We start from the raw sequence: 21,890 nt of genomic DNA, 5'->3' as shown, positions 1-21,890 counted from the left end.
GCAATGAAAACAAGCCTGATCCTGGCCTGCGCCGCCCTGGCGCTGCACGCGCTGCCGGCCGCGGCCGCCGCGCCGGAAGCGCTGCTCAAGCAGCACAACTGCCTGGCCTGCCATGCGCTGGACGCCAAGCTGGTGGGGCCGTCCTACCAACAGGTGGCCGCCAAGTACAAGGGGCAGGACGCCGCCGTCAAACTGATGGACAAGGTGAAAAAGGGCGGCTCCGGCAGCTTCGGCCCGGTGCCGATGTCGCCCAACCCGCAAGTGCCGGACGCCGAACTCAAGGCCATGGTGCAATGGATCCTGAACCGCTGATCCGCGGCGCGGCGGCGGCCTTGCTGCTGCTCTGCGGCGCCGTCGCCGCCGCGCCGGTTGCCCCCGCGCCGGAGCGGGCGGCCCAGCTGCGCCACCTGGCGCGTCAGGACTGCGGCGCCTGCCACGGCCTGAGCCTGCGCGGCGGCCTGGGCAGCCCGCTGACGCCGGAGGCGCTCAAGGACAAACCGGACGCCGGCCTGGCCGCCGTGATCCTGGCCGGCCGGCCCGGCACCCCGATGCCGCCCTGGCGGCCTTTTCTGACGGAAGAAGAAGCGATATGGCTGGTTTACTGGTTAAAGCAGGGCGCGCCGCCCTGATCCCGGCCTTGGCCGCGCTGCTGGGCGGCTGCGCCGCGCCGCGCGGCACCGGCGACCTGGGCGTGGTGATAGAACGCGCCAGCGGCAGCGTGCAAGTGGTGGACAATACCCGCGCCGAAAGCCTGGGCCGGGTGGAAGGGCTGGGCGATCTGTCCCACGCCTCGGTGGTGTTCTCGCGCGACGCGCGCTACGCCTACGTGTTTGGCCGCGACGGCGCCATCAGCAAGGTGGACCTGCTGCGCCGGCGGCTGGAACGGCGCGTGGTGCAGGCCGGCAACAGCATAGGCGGCGCCATCTCCTCGGACGGCCGCGTGCTGGCCGCGCAAAACTACCAGCCGGGCGGCGTGCGCCTGTTCGACGCCGTCACGCTGGCGCCGCTGGCCTCGGTGCCCGCCGCGCCGGGCGCGGACGGCAAACCCTCGCGCGTGGTGGGCCTGGCGGACCTGCCGGGCCGGCGCTTTGTTTACGCGCTGTTCGACGCCGACGAAATCAATGTGCTGGACGCCGCGGACCCGGCCCAGCCGAAACTGACCCGCTACCGCGACGCCGGCAAGCGCCCCTACGACGGCCTGGCCAGCATGGACGGCCGCTACTTCCTGGCCGGGCTGTACGGCGAAGACGGCCTGTCCCTGCTGGACACCTGGCGGCCGGAACAAGGTGTGCGCCGCATCCTGGCCGGCTACGGCCGCGGCCAGCAGCCGCTGCCGGTGTACAAGATGCCGCATCTGCGCGGCTGGGCGCTGGCCGGCGATTACGCCTTCCTGCCCGCCATCGGCCGCCACGAAGTGCTGCTGGCGGACAACCGCAGCTGGACGCAACAGGCCGCCGTCCCGGTGCTGGGCCAGCCGGTGTTCGTGATGGCGGAACCGTCCGGGCGGCGGGTCTGGGTCAATTTCGCCTTCCCGGACAACGACAAGGTACAAGTCATCGACGTGCCCACGCGTAGCGTGATCGCCACCCTGAAGCCGGGCAAGGCCATCCTGCACATGGAGTTCACCCCGCGCGGCGACGCGGTGTGGTTGTCCAGCCGCGACGAAGACAAGCTGGTGGTGGTGGACACCGCCAGCCTCAAAGTGCTGCGCGAACTGCCGGCGCAAAGCCCGTCCGGCATCTTCTTCAGCTGGCGCGCCAGCCGCATCGGGATGTAGCCATGCTTATTTCAGACGCCGATCCGGCCCTGCTGCGGCTGATCAACGGCAGCCAGCGCGGCTTTCCGCTGCTGCCGCGCCCCTTCGCCGCGCTCGCCGCCGGCATGGAACCGGGCTGGAGCGAAGCCCGGCTGCTGGCCGCGCTGCAAGACGCCCAGGCGGCCGGCCTGCTGGCCCGCGTCGGCGCGGTGTTCGCGCCCAACACCGTGGGCAACAGCACCCTGGCGGCGATGGCGGCGCCGGCGGAGCGGCTGGAAGAAGTGGCCGCCTTCGTCAGCCGCCAGCGCGAGGTCAACCACAACTACCGGCGGGACCATCATTACAATCTGTGGTTCGTCGTGGCCGCCGCCTCATCGGCCGGCGTGGCCGCGGCGCTGAGCCGCATCCGCCTGGCCACCGGCATTCCGCCGCTGGACCTGCCGCTGCTGCGGGAATACCACATCGACCTGGGCTTTTCCTTCCTGGCGGAGTCCGCCGCGGCGGCGGAAGCGCCGGCGGCGGCGGACGACCCCGGCCTGTCCGCCGGCCAGCGCCAGCGGCTGCTGGCAGCGTTGTCGCCGGGCCTGCCGCTGACCCCGCGGCCTTATCAAGCGCTGGGCGCGCAATGCGCGCTGAGCGAGGCCCAGACCCTGGCGCAAATCGCCCACTGGCGGCAGCAAGGCGTCATCCGCCGCTTCGGCATGGTGGTGCGCCACCAGGAACTGGGCTACCGCGCCAACGCCATGTGGGTGTGGCGGATAGACGACGACGCCGAACGCGAGCGCGTGGCGCTGGCGCTGGCGGCGGAGCCGGCCATCACCCTGTGCTACGAACGTCCGCCGCGCCCGCCGGACTGGCCCTACCAACTGTTCACCATGGTCCACGCCCGCGACGCGCAGAGCCTGGACGCCGCGCTGGCGGACATCCGTCGCCGGCACGGCCTGGAACGGCTGCCGCAGGCGGTGCTGCGCTCCACCCGGCGCTACAAACAAACCGGAGCCTGTTATGGATACGCCTGAAGCGTTGGCAATGCTGGACACGCTGGACGCCTTGGACGCGCGGCTGATAGACCGGCTGCAAGGTGGTTTCCCGCTGGTGTCGCGCCCCTACGCGGCGGCCGGGCGCAGCCTGGGCCTAGGCGAAGACGGCCTGATCCGGCGCTTGCGCCAACTGCTGCACGCCGGCGTGCTCAGCCGCTTTGGGCCGATGTACCAGATAGAACGCCTGGGCGGCCGCTTTGTGCTGGCCGCCTTGGCCGCGCCGGAAGCGCGCTTCGACGAGGTGGCCGCCGCCGTCAACGCGCTGCCGGCGGTGGCGCACAACTACCGTCGCGAACACCGGCTGAACATGTGGTTTGTGCTGGCCGCGGACAGCGCCGCCGCCATCGACGCCGCCCGGCGCGGCATCGAACTGGTGACCGGCCTGGAAGTGAACCTGTTTCCCAAAGAGCGGGAATACTTTGTGGGCATGCGTTTTCAGGTGGGCGGCGCGGCCCCGGTGGGCGCGGCCGCCGGCGCGCGGCGCGCGGGCGAACCGGCCGCGTTGAGCGAAGACGACCGGAAGCTGATCCGCGCCACCCAGGCCGGCCTGCCGCTGTGCCGGCAGCCCTACCGCGACATTGCGCGGCGGCTGGGCTGGGCGGAGGCCGAAGTGACGGCGCGGCTGGCGCGCTGGCTGGAGCAGGGCGTGGTGCGCCGCATCGGCGCGGTGCCCAACCATTACGCCATCGGCTACCGGGCCAACGGCATGGCGGTGTTCGACGTGGCCGACGAACAGGTGGACGCGCTGGGCGCGCAACTGGGCGGCCTGGACGCGGTCAGCCACTGCTACCGCCGTCCGCGCCGGCCGGGCTGGCCGTACAATCTGTTCGCCATGTTGCACGGCAGCGAGCGGCCGGCGGTGCTGGCCGCGGTGGACGACGCGCGCGCCTTGCTGGGCGAAGCCTGCCGCGGCCACGAAGTGCTGTTTTCCAGCCGGATTTTGAAGAAAACGGGCTTGAGGCTTTGAGAACGTATTTACGATCTCGCGAGCTAGGGCGAGACAAGGCAAAACGGCTGAGAAAGCGGAATGTACGCGTGGTACATGAGCATTTCGAAGCCGTTTTCAACGCTGTATCGCCGACGCGTAGCAGATCGTAAACAGGTTCTGAGGCGCTGCGGATTCCATTGACCCGCATCAAGGAGCCGCCGCCGCCCCCGGCCGCACACTGAGCCATCTTCCCGCGACGGAGCCGGCCATGTTGCGACTGACCCAATACCTGCGCCTGCTGCGCGAACCGGCGGCGGTCCCGCCGCCAGGGCGCGCCATGCCCGCCGGGCAGCAAGCCCCGGTGGTGATCTGGAACCTGATCCGCCGCTGCAACCTCACCTGCCAGCACTGCTATTCCACCTCCGCCAACCGCGACTTCGCCGGCGAACTGAACACCGACGAAGCCTATGCGGTGCTGGACGATCTCCACGCCTACGGCGTGCGCGTGCTGATCCTGTCCGGCGGCGAACCGCTGCTGCGGCCGGACCTGCCGGCCATCGCCCGGCGCGCCAAGGCGCTGGGCTTCTATATCGGCCTGTCCAGCAACGGCACCCTGATGGACCCAGACCAGGTCGCCGTCTTGGCCGACATCGGTTTCGACTACGTGGGCGTCAGCCTGGACGGCATCGGCGCCACCCACGACCGCTTCCGGCGGCTGGACGGCGGCTTTGAACTGGCGCTGCGCGGCTTGCGGCTGGCGCGCGACGCCGGCCTGAAAGTGGGCATCCGTTACACCATGACCGAAGACAACGCCGCGGACCTGCCGGGGCTGCTGCAACTGATGGCGGACGAAGACATCGACAAGTTCTACTTCTCCCACCTCAACTACGCCGGACGCGGCAACAAACACCGTGCGGACGACGCCCGACACGCCCGCAGCCGCTGGGCGCTGGAGCTGCTGATCCAGCAAGCGCTGGCCCAGCTGGACGCCGGCCGGCCGCGGGACTTCGTCACCGGCAACAACGACGCGGACGGCGTCTACCTGCTGCACTGGGCGCGCCGGCATTATCCGGAGCGCGCCGACACCCTGCTGCGGGCGCTGCGGCGCTGGGGCGGCAACGCCAGCGGCGTCCACATCGCCAATATCGATAACCTGGGCAACGTCCACCCGGACACCATGTGGTGGAAAGTGACGCTGGGCAATGTGCGGGAACGGCCGTTTTCCGCGATATGGCAACAGCCGCAACACCCGCTGATGAGCGGCCTGCGCCAATCTCCGCGCCCGGTGGCCGGCCGCTGCGGCGCTTGCGGCCACCTGGACATCTGCAACGGCAACACCCGGGTGCGCGCCTGGGAACTGAGCGGAGATTTTTGGGCGGCGGACCCGGCCTGTTATCTGAGCGATGCGGAAATCGGCGTGGAGCCGGGCCGCCACGCACGGCCGGAGCTGACGCCGTGGAGCCGGGCGGCCCAACATTGAGGCGAGCGCCGTAGAGCCTGTTTACGATCTCTTTGAGAGGGGGGATGGTTCAAAGCGTCGAATACGCGGTTTTCCACCTATCCATGCAACGCTTCAACATGTTGAAGCTGCCGGCGAGACTTTTTCTAAGAACGTGTTTACGATCTCGCGAGCAAGAGCGAGACAAGGCGAAAACGATCGAAAAAGCGGAATGTACGAGTGGTACATGAGCATTTTGAGGGCGTACTCACCGTGTAACGCTCCACGACGCGCAGCAGATCGTAAACAGGTTCTAATCACATCGAACTAGGCCGCTGCTGCCAATGGCCCATGGCCCTTGGCGGAGCGCGCTTTTATAGTGTAAGCCTCCGCCATTATCGAGCCACACCGTCATGAGCCATCTGGACATTCCATCCTTCCTGCGCCACCAGCCGCTGTTCCAGCAATTGTCCCCGGAACAGATCCAGGCGCTGGTGCCGCACACCCAAGAACTGCGCGGCCTCAAGGGTCAGGTGATTTTTCAGAAGGGCGACCCCTGCGACGGCATGTTCCTGGTGGTGTACGGCCGGGTGAAGCTGGCGTTGTCCTCGGCGCAGGGCAGTGAAAAAGTGATGGAAATCATCCACCCCGGCCAAAGCTTCGCCGAGGCGGTGATGTTCCTGGGCCGGCCCTGCCCGGTGATGGCCCAGTTCCTGGAAGACGGCATGCTGCTCAAGGTGGAAGCGGCCGGCATCCTGCAAGCGATAGACCACGACCCGGCCTTCGCCCGGCGCTTGCTGGCCGGCCTGTCGCTGCGTTTGCATGGCCTGGTGCGGGACGTGGAGCGCTACTCCATAGAAAGCTCTTTGCAGCGGGTGATTGGCTATCTGCTGCAACACCTCCCGGAAGACGGAGGCAGCCTCACGCCGCAGGTCTCGCTGCCGGTGAATAAAAGCCTGATCGCCTCCCGGCTGAACCTGACCCCGGAAACCTTCTCGCGCATGCTGCACCAGTTGATCGAGGCGGAACTGATCAAGGTGGATGGACGCGATATCACGCTGGTGGATGTGGACAAGCTGAAGGCCTTTGGCAGCTGCGCCTAAAACGCCCCACGCCCTCCATCGTAGGGTGGGAGGCGCGCAGCGATACCCACGCGGCAACGGGTGCGACGCCACAGGCTGCCGGACAGCCACCGATTTGGTGGGTATCGCCTGACGGCTCCACACACCCTGCCCAAACGTGGCCCCAACGCGGCTCCAACCGTAGGGTGGGAGGCGCGCAGCGATACCCACGCGGAAACGGATTCAACGCCACAGGCTGCCGGACAGCCGCCGATTTGGTGGGTATCGCCTGACGGCTCCACCCACCCTACCCAAACGCGGCCCAAACGCGGCTCCGACCGTAGGGTGGGAGGAGCGCAGGATACCCACGCGGAAACGGGTGCGACGCCACAGGCTGCCGGATAGCCGCCGATTTGGTGGGTATCGCCTGAGGGCTCCACCCACCCTACCCAAACGCGGCCCCAACGCGGTTCCAACCGTAGGGTGGGAGGAGCGCAGCGATACCCACGCGGCAACGGGTGCGACGCCATAAGCCGCCGGACAGCCGCCTGTTTGGTGGGTATCGCCTGACGGTTCCACCCTGCCTACCCAAGCGCGGCCCCAACGCGGCTTTAACCGTAGGGTGGGTGGAGCGCAGCGATACCCACGCGGAAACGGATTCAACGCCGCAGGCCGCCGGACAGCCGCCTGTTTGGTGGGTATCGCCTGGCGGCTCCACCCACCCTACCCAAACGCGGCTCCAACGCGGCTCCAACCGTAGGGTGGGAGGAGCGCAGCGATACCCACGCGGCAACGGGTGCGACGCCACACCGCCGGACAGCCGCCTGTTTGGTGGGTATCGCCTGACGGTTCCACCCACCCTACCCAAACACGGCCCCAAACACGGCTCCAACCGTAGGGTGGGTGGAGCGCAGCGATACCCACGCGGCAACGGGTGCAACGCCACAGGCCGCCGGACAGCCGCCGATTTGGTGGGTATCGCCTGACGGCTCCACCCACCCTACCCAACGCGGCCCCAACACGGCTCCAACCGTAGGGTGGGAGGAGCGCAGCGATACCCACGCGGAAACGGATTCAACGCCACAGGCCGCCGGACAGCCGCCTGTTTGGTGGGTATCGCCTGACGGCTCCACCCACCCTACCCAAACGCGGCCCCAACGCGGCTCCAACCGTAGGGTGGGTGGAGCGCAGCGATACCCACGCGGAAACGAGTTCGACGCCACACCGCCGGACAGCCGGCTACGGCGTCCCCCACATGGTGCGTTGCCTTTGGACGGCCAAAGGCTCCGGCATTGGCGCGCCTACCAAGGCCTGGCGGGCGGTGACCATATTGCTGAAGCCCGCCAGCCGATAACACTGCCGCACACAGGTGTCGCGGTTGGTCCACTTGCCGGACGCCCACATCCGCAATAAGGCGGTACGGGCTGGCTCGTGCTCGCCGCGCCATTGGTCCCAAAGCTCAAAACCCACCTGCGCCCGCCTGATCTCCAGATGAATGCTGGCGGTGTCGGCCGGATGGTCCGGGTGCTCGTCCGTCAACGCAATGGCCCCGATGCGCTCTTCATAGGCGGAGATCAAACTGGCGGCGCGTTTGAGGACGTCGTGGTGCTGGATCAGCAGCCTCATCATGACAATGCTCTCCTTGGCCGCCATCACAACACTCCGTTGACGTGCTCCAGACCGCGTTGCAAACGCTGCTGTATCGGCTCCAGCAAGGCCAGCGCTTCCTCGCTGCTGAACAGCAAGGGCTCGTCGCGGCGTTCCAGCAAGGTCAGCAGCGCCAACAGCCCGGTGTGGGCGGCGCGGATGTCCATCACCCCGCTCAGCAGGGCGGAGTCCAGTTGGATATAGCAATCGTTCAATTGGCGGCCCAGATCGCCCAGCAGCAGCACATTGCCGGCGGCGGCGGGCAAGCGCTGAGCACAGGAATGCAGTTGCTCCATCACCGGCGCGGCGGCGGGTTCGGGGCGTTCTCCTGCGCCATGGGGGCAGGCGGGCGGCGGCATTGCGGGGGGAAAGGTAGAGAAGGTCATCACGGTCTCCATGTCATCTTTGGAAACCTGCCCAGGCGAGGCTAGGGCAGGCACATGACAAGGTGGTAAATCCGGCTGACTTTCCAGTGACCGGCAATCCTTTCGGATTCCCTGCCACGGCCCGCCCCGAATGGGTACGGCGTGGCAGCAGACGTAACAGTGCCAAAGCGGACTGTTGTGTCTGCGGGAAAGTCAGTTTTGGGTTTACCAGCCCTGCGTCGTGTGATTGAGCACGGCGCGGAACCAAGCCTAAACAGGCTGGGAGGGGGCGTCAAGGGTGGGCGCTTCAATTTAGACCGTATCGCTCGGGCCAAGCATTGAGAGTTGCAATACATATTGGCATTAGGATGGCAATGGAACATTTGTCCGTGATGGAAAGAATTAGCGGTATTTCATTCTGCGCTTGCTTATAGGGTGTGATTTAATGTCCAGATTATGGAGGGTGTAGGCATTGTCCAGCCTTTGGCTCAGGAAAAACTGTCGGGCCATATGAGTGATGGTCCGGATGAGGGTGCCAAAAGCTAGCTTAGCGAGAGACTCTGATTTCTCCGCTCACAATAATTATTGAAGGAAAGCAGGGCTTGTTATTTCAAAGGGGTAAGGGTGGGCATGAAGCAGTATGAATATCTATGGGATGGAACAGCGCCGGGTTGGGTGGTGATCTGTGTTCGAAAACAGGAGCTTGCGCTTTCACTTGTCTTTTCAAGAGAGGGGCCTTCTGTGCAAGATATCAAAGCCATAAGATCAGTGTTGCCAGAATACTCTTTGCTCTCTGCAATAGAGGTGATGTCTCGCTTACGGGGGAGGGCTCTTGTAGGTTTGGGTAGCTTCGAGAGCCGAGAAGGACGCCGCATCGTGGCGGTATGTAGAGAAAAAGGCTTGAAGGTACAGGAGTTTGTTCAGGATGGGTCGGTTTATCACCTATTTAATGAGCAGACAAAGCATGCCTTGATCATTGAAGATGATTTGCTGGCTAAAGAGGTGCTTGAAACGGCACTCAGTTTTGGGCTGCCTGTGAAAGAGCTAGAAGCATAGGGGTGTGGATGACCCTATATTCGACCCGATGATCAAAGTCATGTGTTGATTTTATAGGCTTGCTGCAAAGTGTCTGGGCGTGGCGGTTTACGACCAAATAGGACAGTCTACTTGTCTAAATTTCAACAGTGGGGTTGGGCTTGAAGCTGCCATAAAGTTTGAATGATGATTGGTATGTAGATTGATAATTCCATACGGATAGTGCAGGTTCGGGGTTGTTGAGCTCTACTATCTCTTGCTCACATCAAAGTTAGGCAAAAGCTTTTTTAGGTGGTTTAGCAGGATCACTTAAAACAATATGTTAGTATGTTTTCACGTGGTTATCTATCTGGTAATAGGCGATGTTAAAAGGTAGTAAAATTTAAAGCTGATTGACAAAAATGACGAAACCGATGTGCGTGCGGAAATCCTGAAAGTGTGGCCAGAGCGGGAGCCAATCGAAATACTGCCCTTGACGACTTCAATCCGTGCCTTGATCAGTTGATGTTGGGATGCCGTAACAAAATCTAAATTGATTGGAATAATCCATGTCTATGTATGAAACTAAAGAGCAATTAGTTGAACTGTTGAAAGGTGGTGAAAATAGAGTGATTTCCTTAGTAGGAAGATGGGGGACAGGAAAAAGCCATTTATGGAATGAGATAAAAAAAGAAAGTGCCGAGCATAGGGTTAAATCATCGGTTTATGTGTCGTTGTTTGGTGTGAGAAATATCGAGCAATTAATACAAAAAGCAGCAAAAAGCATCTTCCTTGATGCTGACAAAAGAGAGTTCAGGAAGCTGGTGAATAATCTACCAGCCACCATAAAAGGTTTTGGAAAAATATTTGGCAAAGACTTGTCAGCTATTGATGATGTGATCAAGGTATTTGAGTTAAAGGCACTTGATAACAGGTTGATTGTGATTGATGACATTGAACGTAAGCATAAAGACTTATGTATCGATGAGATTTTTGGATTTATAGACGAGTACCGTAATCAACATGGCGCACGATTTGTGCTTATTCTTAATCATGACAAAATTGAGGGTGAAGATTGCGCGAATCTATGGCACTCATTGAAGGAAAAAGTGATAGAACACGAATTTCATTTGGATACCACCGCACAAGAAGCATTTGAAATTGCCATAAAATCCATGCCGACACATGAAAATATTCAGCATGATGTACTTTTGCGTAATATCGAATGCGGAAACATAAGTAATATTCGCATCGTTCATAAAATCATCAAAGTATTAAACGCGATTTTTGATCCAAAAATAGTTGGAAGCCTGTGTATTCCTGATTACATGATTTCGGCAGCCGTATTCTTGACAGCAATTCATTACCGAGCCATCGGAAATGATCTTAATTTGGAATTCGTTATGTCGAAATGGTCGGGGCAGGATGTGCTAGGTTTAAGCAAAAAAGAGCCGGCTGAAAAGGCTGAGAGGGAACTAGTCGATCTTCTGCGTAAGTTCAGCTTGCTTCAATGTGGGGATTTTGAACTGGAATTAAATAATTATTTAAAGTTTGGTAGAATAAATGAAGGTGCATTAACAAAAATATTCACGGAATTGAGTAAAGATATTGATCGCAATCACTATTATAACTTGGTATGTTCCAGTCTTGAAAATTCATATGAACATATGAATTGGAATCATCGTGCATCTGATGCCGATCTGGTTGGAATGGCTCAACCAGTTGCAGATCTCGCAGAATACTTAAATGTAGGAACCATAAATTCCTTCTATGAAGCAATTTCACCTCTTGATGGAGGAAAAGAGCTTGCTGAACAAGGGGTTGATAATTGGGTGAAGTCTTTTAATTCAAAAGAGTTTAATCAAGAAAATAATAACTACACATTTACAACGGATCTGCACCAAAAAATTAAATCTGCCATTGAAAATAAGAAAAAATCAAGCTATAGCAAAGTTTCATTTGTAGAAGCTTGCAATGACATGTTTCGGAGGGAGGCATGGGGTGCTAAGCATATAACTGCAGTCAACAATGTTAGCAAAGAATATTTCATTCTTGCGTTAAATGAATGGGAAATGAAAGACAGAAAAGAATTGATAGTTTGCGCCACAATACTTTTAAAAAACAAGGCAATGTACGAAAGCCAATTTGGAAAGGCTATGAATGATTTCGTTGAGGCTTGCCGTCAAGTTGTCAGTAATGACAGAGATTCACGGCATGCACAACAACTGATCAGCCTTTTTGATTCTGATGAATTGGGAAATATAGATGATTGAATGCAAGTTATTGTTGGTTTTGTGAAATTATATGAGCTAATAATTCGAGAGTAACTAATTGTCCAATTCAGGACTATTGCTGATGCGCTTTTTGAACAAATTTGGTCTCTGTTTCCGCCAGATCCTCATCGCCTGAATGGGCGTCTGGAGCTGTAGTGCAAGCTGAGGCAGATATTGGTTGACCTGTCCTGATAATTACAGACTGCATCACTTGGCATGCAAAGGCAGCTTTCAAATCAAAGCAGCCCCTCCAATGTCTCATCGCAGCAAGCCCTGAACATCCGATTATGGTCGATAGCCGTCATGCTAGCGTAAAAGCATATTCAGCCGCATCGGCCAATAAACACTCGCTCAATGAGTCACCTCGCCGCAAAACTCCAATAGCAAGCTCACCCCGCCCCCTCCACCCGATTCCGCCCATTCGCCTTGGCCCGATACAAAGCCTCGTCCGCACGCTGGACGATGGTTTCGTGGGTGGCGTCGTCGTCGCGCGCGGTGGCCGCGCCTATGCTGACGGTGACGACGCCGGCCACGGTGTCGGAGGCGGCGGATACCGCCGCGCGCACCCGTTCGGCCAGTACCAGCGCGCCTTCGGCGTCGGTGTCCGGCAGCAGAAGCAGAAACTCCTCGCCGCCGTAGCGGGCGGTGAAGTCCGTGGCGCGGGCCGCGCCGTTCAGGGCGGCGGCGATTTGTTGCAGCACTTGGTCGCCCACCGCGTGGCCGTGGTTGTCGTTGACGCGCTTGAAGTGGTCTGCGTCCAGCAGCAGTACCGAGTAGGGCGCGCGGCTGCGGTGATAGCGCTGGTATTCCGCCGTCAGCCATTCCGCGGCGGCCATGCGGTTGCTCAGGCCGGTCAGCGCGTCGTGGCGCGCCATTTGTTCCAGTTGCGCCGCTCTTTCCTCCAATTGGCGTTTGGCTTGGCTCAGCGCTTCCGTGCGTTCTTCCACTTTTTGTTCCAGGCCGGCGTTGGCGGCGGCCAGCTCGCCGCGGCGCGCCAGCAGGGCGGCGGTCATCTGCCGCATGGCCTGGGCCAGTTGTTGCAGTTCGCGGGCGCCGCTGCGCAAGCTCCAGTCCGCTTCTTCGTCGCCGGCGCTGACGCGCTGGGCGGTGCGGGCCAGGGTTTCCAGCGGGCGGCTGAAGGCGGCGGCCAGCCGGTAGACCACGATCATCAGCAGCAGGGTGATGATCAAGCCGGGCAGGGTCAGCGCGGAGCGCAGCCGGCTGAGGGCGGCGAAGGCTTGCGGCGGCGGCTGGCGGACGATGACGCGCCAGCCGGGGCCGGGGGCGTCGTCTATCGCGGCGTCGGCGTAGAGGTAGGTTTCGCCATCCGCCCAGTCGCCCTGTTGGTAGCCGGGGCCGCTCAGCGGCGCGGGCATGTCCGCCTGGCCCGGCGCGCCGGGCGGGAACAGCGGGGCGTTGTTCTGGTTGACGATGAAGACTTGGGGCGCGTCCCCGGCGCTGCCGCGCGGCAGGCGGTCGGCGATCAGCGTCGCCACCCAGGCCCAGGCGCTTTGGGCGGCCAGCGCGCCGCGCAGCTTGCCGGCCTCGTCATGCAGCGGGGCGGCGAATTCAATGCGGGGAGACGGCGCCTTGCCGCTGGCGGAGACGATGCGGCCGTCCGGCGCGATCACGCCCAGCCAGGCGTAGTCCGGGTTGTGCAGCCTGATGTGTTCCAGGCCGCCGCGCAGCGCCGGGCTGTCCAGCGGGGCGCTGAGGAAGACGGGGGTTTGGGTGTGCAGGGCCAGTTCTCGCCGCCGTTGGCTGAGGCCGGCGGCCAGGGATTTGGCGATGCCGCGCGCGGTGGCCTGCAAGGCTTCGCCCTTGTCTTGCAGCAGGCCCTGGTTCAGTTGCGGCTCCAGCGCGGTGTCCAGCAAGGAGGCGAGCAGGAACAGGCCGCCGAACAGCAGGCTGAGCCGCAGCCGGAAACTGCGCGGCGAGAGCTGGGAGAGAAGCTTCATCTTGGTGCGGCCAATGGGGTGGTACAGCTTTATGTTTGTATCCACGGGCGCGGGATTGCAAGGCGGGAGGCGGGGTAAAAAGAGCGCGGCCAGCGTGGGCCGCGCGAAAGGAGGGGATGGGGGTGTGCGGTAAGCGGCGCTGAGAACCTGTTTACGATCTGCTGCGCGTGGTGAAACGCGACACGGTGAGTGCCGCTTCGAAATGCTGATGTAGCACTTGTACATTCCGCTTTCTCAGCGGTTTTCGCCTAGCGCGCGAGATCGCAAACACGTTCTGAGAGCGGCCAACAAAATCCCTGAAGCAAGGCGCGCCGACGCAGCATCAGGGGTTTTTCGCCGTTCTTACTTTTCGGTGAGGCCGCCGCCCAGCGCCTTGTACAGCGCAATGGCGTTGCTCAGTTCGCCGCGGCGCAGGTCCAGCAGCCCTTGTTGGGCGGCGTAGAGCTGGCGTTGGGCGTCCAGCAGTTCCAGCCGGCCGTCCACGCCGGCGCGGTAGCGCTGGCCGGAGAGGTCGGCGCGGCGTTCGGCGCTGGCCACCGCGCGCGCCTGGGCGTCTATCTGGCGGCTGAAGGTTTCGCGGCCGGCCAGGCCGTCGGCCACTTCGCGGAAGGCGATCTGGATGGCGCGTTCGTATTCGGCCACGGCGCTGGATTTGCGCACTTCCGCCAGCCGCAGTTCGGCGCGCAGCCGGCCGCCCTGGAACAGCGGGATGTTGATTTGCGGCGCAAAGCTCCATACGTGTTGGCCGCCGTCGAACAGATTGCGCAGGCCGGGGCTGAGGAAGCCGGCGGAGGTGCTCAGCGACAGCCGCGGAAAGAAGGCGGCGCGCGCGGCGCCGATGTCGGCGTTGGCGGCTTCCAGCTGTTGTTCGGCTTGCAGGATGTCCGGGCGGCGGAACAGCAGCTCGGAGGGCAGGCCGGCGGCCAGCCGGGTCACCACCGGCTGGCGGTCCAGCGGCAGCGGCTCGGGCAGGTCTTCCGGCGGTTCCGCGCCCAGCAGCAGGCGCAGCGCGTTGCGCGCCTGGTCCGCGGCGCGGGCGCGGGCTTCCAGGTCGGCGTCGGCGCTGGCCACCTGGCCTTCGGCCTGGGCCACGTCCAGGCCGCCGGCCTGTTGAGCGTCCTTGAGCCGGCGCGCCAGCGCCAGCGATTGCCGCCAGTCCGCCTGGGTGCGTTCCGCCAGCGCCAGTTGTTCGCGCGCCAGCCGTTCCGCGAAGTAGGCGTCCGCCACCGCGCCCACCAGGGCGATCTGGGCGGCGCGGCGGCCGTGGTCGGTGGCCAGGTAGCGGGCGAAGGCGGCGTCGGACAGCGCGCGCACGCGGCCGAACAGGTCAATCTCAAACGCGCTGACGCCCACGTTGACGCCGTACTGGTTTTGCACGGCGGCCGGGGTGAACGGATCGGTTTCGCGGTTGGCCGGGCTGCGCTGGCGGGTGAGGCCGGCGCCGGCGTCCACGGACGGCAGCCGCGCGGCGCGCTGGATGCCGTATTGGGCTTCGGCGGCTTCCACGTTGAGAGCGGCCAGGCGCAGGTCGCGGTTATTGCGCAGCGCCAGCTCTATCAGGCTTTGCAGCCGGCGGTCGCCGAACATGGCGCGCCAGCCCAGGTCGGCGGCGTTGGCGTTGGCATCGTCCGCGGCCGCCGTGGCGTAGCGGGCCGGCACCGGCGGCTCCGGCTTGCGCAGCGGCTGGGTCAGCGAGCAGGCGGAGACGCTTAGGGCCAGGGCCAGGGGGAGGAGCGCTTTCATGATTCAACTTTCTGTTCCGCGGCCGGACGCGGCTTGCGCCAGTTGGCGATGCGCGCTTGCGCGCTCATCACGACCACGAAGAATACGGGTACGAAGAAGATGGCCAGCACGGTGGCGGTGACCATGCCGCCGAACACGCCGGTGCCGATGGCGTTCTGGGTTTCGGCGCTGGCGCCGGTGGCCAGCATCAGCGGCAGCACGCCCAGGCCGAAGGCCAGCGAGGTCATCAGGATGGGGCGCAGCCGCAGCCGGGAGGCTTGCACCGCGGCGTCCACCAGGCTCTTGCCTTCTTCATGCAGTTGTTTGGCGAACTCGATGATCAGGATGGCGTTCTTGGCGGACAGGCCAATCACGGTGATCAGGCCCACTTTGAAGAACACGTCGTTGGGCATGCCGCGCAGCATCACCGCGCCGATGGCGCCGATCAGGCCCAGCGGCACCACCAGCATCACGGACAGCGGGATGGCCCAGCTTTCGTACAGCGCGGCCAGCACCAGGAACACCACGATCATGGACAGCGCCATCAGCATGGGGGCCTGGGCCGCGGATTGGCGTTCCTGTAGCGATTGGCCGGTCCAGGCCAGGGCGAAGCCGGGCGGCAGTTGCGTGGCCAGCCGTTCCATCTCGGCCATGGCCGCGCCGCTGGAGTAGCCGGGCGCGGCGCCGCCGGAGAGGCGGGCGGACGGGTAGCCCTGGAAGCGCACCAGTTGCAGCGGGGTTTCGGACCAGGCCGGGCGCACCACTTCGGACAGCGGCACCATGCCGCCGCTGGCGTTGCGCACGTAGAGCTTGAGCACATTGTCCAGCTGCATGCGCGCCGGCGCGTCGGCCTGGATGATGACTTGCTGCATGCGGCCGGCGTGCGGGAAGTCGTTGACGTAGGTGGAGCCCATGGCGGTGGACAGGGTGTCGCTGACGCTGTTGAAGGACACGCCCAGCGCCTCGGCCTTTTGCCGGTCTATGTCCAGGCGCACGCTGGTGCCGGCCGGCAGGCTGTCCGGGTAGACGCCCTGGACGATCTTGCTGCGGGAGGCCAGTTCCAGCAATTGGGCTTCGGCCGCTTTGAGCGCGGCGTGGCCCTGGTTGGCGCGGTCTTGCAGCCGCAGGCTGAAGCCGGAGCTGGTGCCCAGTTCGTCGATGGCCGGCGGCAGCAGGCTCATCGCCGCGCCTTCCGTGGCGGCGGACAGGCGATGTTGGGCGCGCATGGCTTCTTCCACGGTGCTGCTGTCGCCGCGTTGTTTCCAGTCTTTGAGCACGGCGAAGTTCAGCGCCGCGTTGGGGCCGGAGCCGGAGAAGCCGTAGCCGATGATGGAGATGCTGGACTGGAGCGCAGGGCGCGTCGCCAGATGGTCATCGAGCGTTTTAACCACGTCGCGGGTGCGCTCGACGGTGGCGTCCGCGGGCAAGAGAAAGCTGGTCATGAAATAGCCCTGGTCTTCTTCCGGCAGGAAGGAGGAGGGCAGCGCCTTGAAGCCGGCGGCCAGCGCGCCGGAGATGGCCAGGAACAGCAGCATCACGCGGCCGGCGCGGCCTATCAGCCGGCCTACGCGGGTTTCGTACCAGGCGGTGAGCTGGGCGAAGCGGCGGTTGAACCAGCCGAAAAAGCCGCGCTTTTCATGGTGTCCCTGCGGGATGGGCTTGAGCATGGTGGCGCACAGCGCCGGGGTCAGTGTCAGCGCCAGCAGCGCGGAGAACAGGATGGCCACGGCCATGGACAGGGAAAACTGTTGGTAGATCACGCCCACGGAGCCGCTGGACAGGGCCATGGGGATGAAGACGGCGGTGAGCACCAGGGTGATGCCGACGATGGCGCCGGTGATTTCCTTCATGGCCTTGGAGGTGGCGTCCTGCGGGGACAGGCCTTCTTCCGCCATCAGCCGTTCCACGTTTTCCACCACCACGATGGCGTCGTCTACGATGATGCCGATGGCCAGCACCATGCCGAACATGGTCAGCACATTGATGGAGAAGCCGGTGGCCAGCATCACGGCGAAGGTGCCCAGCATGGCCACCGGGGCGACGATGGCTGGGATCAGGGTGTAACGCGCGTTTTGCAGGAACAGATACATCACCAGGAAGACCAGCACCATCGCTTCCAGCAGGGTGTGGATCACTTTTTCGATGGAGATCTTGACGAAGGGCGCGGTGTCGAAGGGCACGGAGTAGCTGATGCCGGCCGGCATGGAGGTGCTCAGCTCGGCCAGCCGCGCCCGCACCGCTTCCGCGGTTTTGACCGCGTTGGCGCCCGGCGCCAGTTGCACGCCGGCGAAGGAGGCGGGCTTGCCGTTTTCGCGGCTGACGAAGCTATAGCCCTGGGAGCCTATCTCCACCCGCGCCACGTCGCCCAGCACCACTTTGGAGCCGTTGGCGTTGGCGCGCAGCACGATGGCGGCGAACTCTTCCGGCGCGGTCAGCTGGCCTTGCACGGTGAGCGGCACGGTGACGCGCTGGCCGGGCAGGGCGGGCGCGGCGCCCAGGCTGCCGGGGGCGATCTGGACGTTTTGCTGGGCGATGGCGGCGGTGAGCTCGCTCATGGACAGGCCGTAGGTGATCAGCTTGGCCGGGTCCACCCAGACGCGCATCGCTTGTTCCGTGCCAAATTGTTGGACGCGGCCCACGCCTTCGATGCGGCGCAGTTCTTCGGCGATATTGCGCGACAGGTAGTCGCTGAGCGCGCCTTCGTCGAAGCGGCCGCTGTCCGAGCGCAGGCCGATCAGCATCAGGAAGCCGGAGGAGGCGGATTCCACCATCACGCCGTTCTGGCGCACCGGGGCGGGCAGCCGCGGTTCCACCGCCTTGAGCTTGTTCTGCACGTCCACCTGGGCCAGCTCCGGGTCCGTGCCCGGCTTGAAGGTGACGGTGATCTGGGCGATGCCGGAGGTATCAGCCGAGGATTCGAAATACAGCAGGTTCTTGACGCCGGACAGCTCGCGCTCGATCAGGCTGAGCACGCCGTCACTCATGGTCTGCGGCGTGGCGCCGGGGTAGCTGGCGGTGATGGTGACCGAGGGCGGCGCCACCGAGGGGTAACGCGCGATCGGCAGCTGCGGGATGGCGATCACCCCCAGCAGGATGATGAACAGGGCGATCACCCAGGCGAACACCGGGCGGCGGATGAAGAATTGAGACATGACGGCTTCCTTCGATCAGCGCTTGGCCGCGGGCGCGGCTTCGCTGGCGGCCACCACGGCGCCGTCGGCGAGGCGTTCCATGCCCTCGACCACGACCTTCTGCCCGGCGCGCAGGCCGGCGCGGATGCGGTATTGGCGGTTGGCCAGTTCGCCCAGCTCCACCACGTTCAGCCGCGCCTGGTTCTTGGCGTCCACGGTCCACAGCTGGGTTTTGCCGCCGATGCGCACCACGGCCTGCTGCGGCACGGTCAGCGCCGCCGCGTAGCTGGCGCGCGGCACGCGGGCGCGGACGAACATGCCGGGCAGCAGCCGCCGCTCGGGGTTGTCCACCAGCACGCGCAAGAGCACGTCGCCGGTGCCGGCGTCCACGTTGACGCCGGAGAACAGGATGCGGCCGTTGAGGCCGTAGGGCGCGCCGTCGTCGCGCAGGATGGACACCGGCAGGCCGCCGCCGGCGCTGTCCGGCTGGGCGGCCAGGCTTTGGCGCACGGCTTCCAGCGCCGCCGCCGGCTGGCGCACGTCCACGTACACCTGGTCTATCTGTTGGATGCGGGCCATCGGGGCGCCGTCGGCGCCGCCCACCAGCGCGCCCTCGGTGACCAGGGCCTGGTCGATGCGGCCGGAGATGGGCGCTTCCACGCGGGAGAATTTCAGGTCCAGCTGGCGGCGGGCCAGCGCGGCGCGCGCCTGGGCCACATCCGCGGCGGCCTGATCGCGCTGGGACGCGGCGTCGTCGTAAACCTGGCGGCTGACGGCGTCGGTTTCCACCAGCGGCTTGAGGCGGGCGGTTTGCACCCGCGCGCGCGCCAGCGCGGCCTCGGCGCGTTGCAGCGCGGCGGCGGCGGTGTCCACTTCCGCCTTGAACGGCGCCGGGTTGATCTGGAACAGCGGCTGGCCGGCGCGCACCTCGGTGCCTTGCTCAAATTGCCGGCGCAGCACGATGCCGCTGACCTGGGGGCGGATTTCCGCCACCCGCACCGCGGCCACGCGGCCGGGCAGGTCTTCGCTCAGTTTGAGCGGGGCCGGGGCCGCGCTGAGGGTGCGCACCGGGATCGCCGGCGGCGGCGCTTGGGTCTCGGCCTGTCCGCAGGCGCTCAGCAGCGCCGCCGCCAGCAGGCAGCCGCCGCCGTAGAGGCTGGCTCGTTTACTCTTCATTTCCACTCCAATCAGGCTTGGGCGGGGGGCCGCCCGTAAAAAATATGCGGCAGTATGCCGGGGCCGGATGGGGTTTTTCGTGTGGTAGCATGGAGATTCGATGGAGATGCAAACAGGATGCGAAATCGGCGCCATGACTCAGACAATGCGACCGTCCGGCGGGGCTCAAGACCGTCAGGCCTTGATCCTCGTCGCTGAAGACGAACCCGAGATCGCGGAGATTCTCACCGCCTATCTGACCCGCAGCGGCATGCGTTGCGCGCACGCGGCGGACGGCCGGCAGGCGCTGGAGCTGCATCTGTCGCTGAAGCCGGATCTGGTCTTGCTGGACGTGCAGATGCCGCGGGCCGACGGCTGGCAGGTGTTGGCGGAAATCCGCCACCGCGGCGACACGCCGGTGATCATGCTGACGGCGCTGGACCAGGACATCGACAAGCTGATGGGCTTGCGCATCGGCGCGGACGACTACGTGGTCAAACCCTTCAATCCCGCCGAGGTGGTGGCGCGCACGCAGGCGGTGCTGCGCCGCTCCATGTCCGGCGCGCGTCAGGCGGAGCCGCGCGTGCTGCGCGCGGAGCCGTTCGAGATCGATCTGGAGAACCACGAAGTGGCGGTGCAGGCCGGCAAGCAGCGCCATGTGCTGACGCTGACCCTGACCGAATTCAAACTGCTGGCGCAACTGGCGCGCGCGCCGCGGCGGGTGTTCAGCCGCGCCGAGCTGCTGGCCGCCTGCCTGCCGGAAGGCGACGCCTTGGAGCGCACCGTGGACAGCCACATCAGCAAGCTGCGCAAGAAGCTGGAGGAGTGCGGCGTGGACGGCGTGCCGGTGGGCGTGCGCGGCGTGGGTTACAAGCTGTGGGGCGCGGAATGAGGCTGGAGGGGCTGAGCCGGCAGATCGCGCTGTCGATGGCGACGATGGCCTTCTGCGTGACCGTGCTGGTGGTGGTGACCGGCTTCACTTTCTACTATGTGGCGATGACCTACTGGCCGGTGCATTTCGAGACGCCGGGCTGGAAGATGACGATGCCGGAGTGGGTGTGGCTGCTGTCCAGCACCGTGGCGGGCCTGGCGCTGTCGGTGGTGATGGGCCTGCGTCTGGCGCGCCGCATCCTGGTGCCGCTCAACTCCGTGGCGGAGGGCATACGCCGCGTGGCCCAGGGCGATCTGGACGCGCGCGCGGCGGCCGGGGACCGTTCGCTGCGCGAGGCGGCGGCGCTGGCCGACGACTTCAACGCGCTGGCGGACCAGTTGCAGCGCATGACCAAGGAGCAGGCGTTCTGGAACGCCGCCATCGCCCATGAGCTGCGCACCCCGGTCACGGTGTTGCGCGGACGGCTGCAAGGGCTGGCGGAAGGGGTGTTCACTCCGGACGAGAACCAGTTCCGCCGGCTGTTGGCCCAGGTGGAGAGCCTGGCGCATCTGATCGAGGATTTGCGCGTGATCAGCCTGGCGGAAAGCGGGCATCTGGACATAGAGATGCGGGACACCGATCTGGCCGCCGAAGTGCGCGCGGTGGTGGAGGTGTTCGAGGACGCCTTGCTGGCGGCCGGCTTGCAGGCGGTGCTGGATCTGGACGAGCGCCCGGCGCATTGCGATCCGGTGCGCATCCGCCAGGCGCTGCTGGCCTTGCTGGACAATGCGCGCCGTTACGCCCAGCCCGGCCTGGTGCGGGTGCGGCTGCGCATGGAGGACGGCCTGTGCAGCTTGCGGGTGGAGGACGAGGGGCCGGGCATTCCAGACGATTTCGCGCCGCACGCCTTCGAGGCCTTCCGCCGCGCGGACGCGGCGCGGCAAAGCGGCAAGGGCGGCAGCGGCCTGGGGCTGGCGGTGGTGGCCGCCATCGCGCTGGCTCACGGCGGCGAGGCCCGTTGCAGCCGCGTGGGCGGCGGCAGCCGCTTTGAGCTGAGCTGGCCGCAGCCGGCGTCTTAACCGGCTGGGCGCGCAGCCCGCTTCATGAACACAAGCTCCGGGTCGCCGTCGTCCAGATTGTCGATGCGTCCGCTTTCCCGGAAGCCCAGCTTGTCCAGCAAGCGCCGCATCGGCAGATTGGATTCATTGGCGGAGGTGAACAGCTTGTCGCCCGCGCATCGCCTTTCAAACTCCGCCATCAAGGCGCTGGCCACGCCGCGGCCTCTGGCGGCTTCCGCCACCATCAGCAGCGGGATGAAGCGCTGCTGAAAGAAGGAGCGGTCCAGAATGCCGTAGCCCAGCGCCTCCTCGGCCTCGGCCAGCCAGCAGCTTTGCGCGGCGATGGCCTCGCCCAGCATCCTGCGTCGGGCGGGGTCCCGCTGCGCGACGGCGTCGACGCCGATCAGGGCCGGCAGGTCCGCCGCTTGCGCGGCTCGTATCTTGAGGTCCAGTTTGAGCATGGCTTGCATGTG

At 64.4% G+C, this 21,890-nt stretch carries 18 protein-coding genes; 11 read left to right on the top strand and 7 right to left on the bottom strand.

All coding sequences use genetic code 11. From position 1 onward, the window contains the following. The first annotated feature begins 3 nt into the window (after positions 1 to 3). The 7 genes from DB032_RS18200 to DB032_RS18170 all read left to right on the top strand — a co-directional run bounded on the left by DB032_RS18200 (position 4) and on the right by DB032_RS18170 (position 6,265). Positions 4 to 312 carry a c-type cytochrome gene (locus tag DB032_RS18200; protein WP_107800710.1) on the top strand — a complete coding sequence of 103 codons (309 nt, stop codon included), beginning with the start codon at positions 4 to 6 and terminating at the stop codon, positions 310 to 312. Next, entirely contained in the window at positions 294 to 629 is a 336-nt protein-coding gene (locus DB032_RS18195; RefSeq protein ID WP_107800709.1) for a cytochrome c, read from the top strand. Before DB032_RS18200 ends, DB032_RS18195 begins: the two co-directional genes overlap by 19 nt. Continuing rightward, positions 590 to 1,777: a cytochrome D1 domain-containing protein gene (locus DB032_RS18190; RefSeq protein WP_107800708.1), complete on the top strand. Its 1,188-nt coding sequence runs from the start codon at positions 590 to 592 to the stop codon at positions 1,775 to 1,777. Before DB032_RS18195 ends, DB032_RS18190 begins: the two co-directional genes overlap by 40 nt. Positions 1,778 to 1,779: 2 nt before the next feature. Next, the gene (locus DB032_RS18185; RefSeq protein WP_107800707.1) at positions 1,780 to 2,775 is read left to right on the top strand and encodes an Lrp/AsnC family transcriptional regulator; all 996 of its coding nucleotides are present in this window, start codon (positions 1,780 to 1,782) and stop codon (positions 2,773 to 2,775) included. Next, complete coding sequence (locus tag DB032_RS18180) at positions 2,762 to 3,763, top strand: Lrp/AsnC family transcriptional regulator (protein ID WP_233246733.1); 1,002 nt, start codon at positions 2,762 to 2,764, stop codon at positions 3,761 to 3,763. The genes DB032_RS18185 and DB032_RS18180 overlap by 14 nt, the downstream gene beginning before the upstream one ends. A 229-nt stretch (positions 3,764 to 3,992) precedes the next feature. Beyond that, positions 3,993 to 5,204, top strand: a complete 1,212-nt coding sequence (gene nirJ, locus DB032_RS18175) for a heme d1 biosynthesis radical SAM protein NirJ (RefSeq protein ID WP_107800706.1) — start codon at positions 3,993 to 3,995, stop codon at positions 5,202 to 5,204. A gap of 371 nt (positions 5,205 to 5,575) precedes the next feature. Beyond that, positions 5,576 to 6,265 (top strand): Crp/Fnr family transcriptional regulator, encoded by a 690-nt coding sequence (locus DB032_RS18170; protein WP_107800705.1) that lies wholly within the window; start codon positions 5,576 to 5,578, stop codon positions 6,263 to 6,265. A 1,197-nt stretch (positions 6,266 to 7,462) separates the two neighbouring features. Here the strand turns inward: DB032_RS18170 and DB032_RS18165 are convergent. Together DB032_RS18165 and DB032_RS18160 are read right to left on the bottom strand one after the other, a co-directional pair. Further along, complete coding sequence (locus tag DB032_RS18165) at positions 7,463 to 7,852, bottom strand: hypothetical protein (protein WP_146176720.1); 390 nt, start codon at positions 7,850 to 7,852, stop codon at positions 7,463 to 7,465. A 23-nt stretch (positions 7,853 to 7,875) separates the two neighbouring features. Continuing rightward, entirely contained in the window at positions 7,876 to 8,256 is a 381-nt protein-coding gene (locus DB032_RS18160; protein WP_146176719.1) for a hypothetical protein, read from the bottom strand. A gap of 609 nt (positions 8,257 to 8,865) precedes the next feature. Here DB032_RS18160 and DB032_RS23860 point away from each other — a divergent pair. Both DB032_RS23860 and DB032_RS23855 read left to right on the top strand, forming a co-directional pair. After that, complete coding sequence (locus tag DB032_RS23860) at positions 8,866 to 9,291, top strand: hypothetical protein (RefSeq protein ID WP_146176718.1); 426 nt, start codon at positions 8,866 to 8,868, stop codon at positions 9,289 to 9,291. Positions 9,292 to 9,818: 527 nt separating this feature from the next. Then, on the top strand, positions 9,819 to 11,522 hold the full coding sequence (locus tag DB032_RS23855; RefSeq protein ID WP_146176717.1) for a P-loop NTPase fold protein: 1,704 nt from the start codon (positions 9,819 to 9,821) through the stop codon (positions 11,520 to 11,522). 389 nt (positions 11,523 to 11,911) lie between these two features. Here the strand turns inward: DB032_RS23855 and DB032_RS18155 are convergent, their stop codons facing one another. The 4 genes from DB032_RS18155 to DB032_RS18140 form a co-directional block, all read right to left on the bottom strand. Beyond that, positions 11,912 to 13,525: a GGDEF domain-containing protein gene (locus DB032_RS18155; protein WP_158274349.1), complete on the bottom strand. Its 1,614-nt coding sequence runs from the start codon at positions 13,523 to 13,525 to the stop codon at positions 11,912 to 11,914. Positions 13,526 to 13,822: 297 nt separating this feature from the next. Then, complete coding sequence (locus tag DB032_RS18150) at positions 13,823 to 15,223, bottom strand: efflux transporter outer membrane subunit (protein ID WP_107800701.1); 1,401 nt, start codon at positions 15,221 to 15,223, stop codon at positions 13,823 to 13,825. Beyond that, positions 15,220 to 18,354 carry an efflux RND transporter permease subunit gene (locus DB032_RS18145; protein WP_107800700.1) on the bottom strand — a complete coding sequence of 1,045 codons (3,135 nt, stop codon included), beginning with the start codon at positions 18,352 to 18,354 and terminating at the stop codon, positions 15,220 to 15,222. Before DB032_RS18145 ends, DB032_RS18150 begins: the two co-directional genes overlap by 4 nt. A 15-nt stretch (positions 18,355 to 18,369) precedes the next feature. Next, positions 18,370 to 19,509, bottom strand: a complete 1,140-nt coding sequence (locus tag DB032_RS18140) for an efflux RND transporter periplasmic adaptor subunit (protein ID WP_107800699.1) — start codon at positions 19,507 to 19,509, stop codon at positions 18,370 to 18,372. 133 nt (positions 19,510 to 19,642) lie between these two features. Between DB032_RS18140 and DB032_RS18135 the strand changes: the two genes are divergently transcribed. Further along, positions 19,643 to 20,380, top strand: coding sequence for a response regulator (locus tag DB032_RS18135; protein ID WP_107801976.1), 738 nt, complete (start codon positions 19,643 to 19,645; stop codon positions 20,378 to 20,380). Beyond that, positions 20,377 to 21,438, top strand: a complete 1,062-nt coding sequence (locus DB032_RS18130; protein WP_107800698.1) for an ATP-binding protein — start codon at positions 20,377 to 20,379, stop codon at positions 21,436 to 21,438. Before DB032_RS18135 ends, DB032_RS18130 begins: the two co-directional genes overlap by 4 nt. On the opposite strand, the gene DB032_RS18125 is transcribed toward DB032_RS18130, so the two are convergent. Continuing rightward, complete coding sequence (locus DB032_RS18125; RefSeq protein ID WP_199225929.1) at positions 21,435 to 21,887, bottom strand: GNAT family N-acetyltransferase; 453 nt, start codon at positions 21,885 to 21,887, stop codon at positions 21,435 to 21,437. The two genes, DB032_RS18130 and DB032_RS18125, sit on opposite strands and share 4 nt — an antisense overlap. Between the last annotated feature and the right edge of the window lie 3 nt (positions 21,888 to 21,890).

Source organism: Chromobacterium sp. Panama, from assembly GCF_003052555.1.
GTDB lineage: Bacteria > Pseudomonadota > Gammaproteobacteria > Burkholderiales > Chromobacteriaceae > Chromobacterium.
Note: the sequence above shows the minus strand (reverse complement) of the source record. Positions and strands in the feature narration are given on the sequence as shown.

Excerpts from the sequence above, each read along its gene's own strand:
- DB032_RS18130 (WP_107800698.1), top strand. The coding sequence starts at position 20,377 with ATGAGGCTGGAGGGGCTGAGCCGGCAGATCGCGCTGTCGATGGCGACG.
- DB032_RS18200 (WP_107800710.1), top strand. The coding sequence starts at position 4 with ATGAAAACAAGCCTGATCCTGGCCTGCGCCGCCCTGGCGCTGCACGCG.
- DB032_RS18140 (WP_107800699.1), bottom strand. The coding sequence starts at position 19,509 with ATGAAGAGTAAACGAGCCAGCCTCTACGGCGGCGGCTGCCTGCTGGCG.
- DB032_RS18170 (WP_107800705.1), top strand. The coding sequence starts at position 5,576 with ATGAGCCATCTGGACATTCCATCCTTCCTGCGCCACCAGCCGCTGTTC.
- DB032_RS18185 (WP_107800707.1), top strand. The coding sequence starts at position 1,780 with ATGCTTATTTCAGACGCCGATCCGGCCCTGCTGCGGCTGATCAACGGC.
- DB032_RS18150 (WP_107800701.1), bottom strand. The coding sequence starts at position 15,223 with ATGAAAGCGCTCCTCCCCCTGGCCCTGGCCCTAAGCGTCTCCGCCTGC.
- DB032_RS18190 (WP_107800708.1), top strand. The coding sequence starts at position 590 with ATGGCTGGTTTACTGGTTAAAGCAGGGCGCGCCGCCCTGATCCCGGCC.
- nirJ (WP_107800706.1), top strand. The coding sequence starts at position 3,993 with ATGTTGCGACTGACCCAATACCTGCGCCTGCTGCGCGAACCGGCGGCG.
- DB032_RS18125 (WP_199225929.1), bottom strand. The coding sequence starts at position 21,887 with ATGCAAGCCATGCTCAAACTGGACCTCAAGATACGAGCCGCGCAAGCG.
- DB032_RS18180 (WP_233246733.1), top strand. The coding sequence starts at position 2,762 with ATGGATACGCCTGAAGCGTTGGCAATGCTGGACACGCTGGACGCCTTG.
- DB032_RS18195 (WP_107800709.1), top strand. The coding sequence starts at position 294 with ATGGATCCTGAACCGCTGATCCGCGGCGCGGCGGCGGCCTTGCTGCTG.
- DB032_RS18160 (WP_146176719.1), bottom strand. The coding sequence starts at position 8,256 with ATGACCTTCTCTACCTTTCCCCCCGCAATGCCGCCGCCCGCCTGCCCC.
- DB032_RS18145 (WP_107800700.1), bottom strand. The coding sequence starts at position 18,354 with ATGTCTCAATTCTTCATCCGCCGCCCGGTGTTCGCCTGGGTGATCGCC.
- DB032_RS18135 (WP_107801976.1), top strand. The coding sequence starts at position 19,643 with ATGACTCAGACAATGCGACCGTCCGGCGGGGCTCAAGACCGTCAGGCC.
- DB032_RS23860 (WP_146176718.1), top strand. The coding sequence starts at position 8,866 with ATGAAGCAGTATGAATATCTATGGGATGGAACAGCGCCGGGTTGGGTG.
- DB032_RS23855 (WP_146176717.1), top strand. The coding sequence starts at position 9,819 with ATGTCTATGTATGAAACTAAAGAGCAATTAGTTGAACTGTTGAAAGGT.
- DB032_RS18165 (WP_146176720.1), bottom strand. The coding sequence starts at position 7,852 with ATGATGAGGCTGCTGATCCAGCACCACGACGTCCTCAAACGCGCCGCC.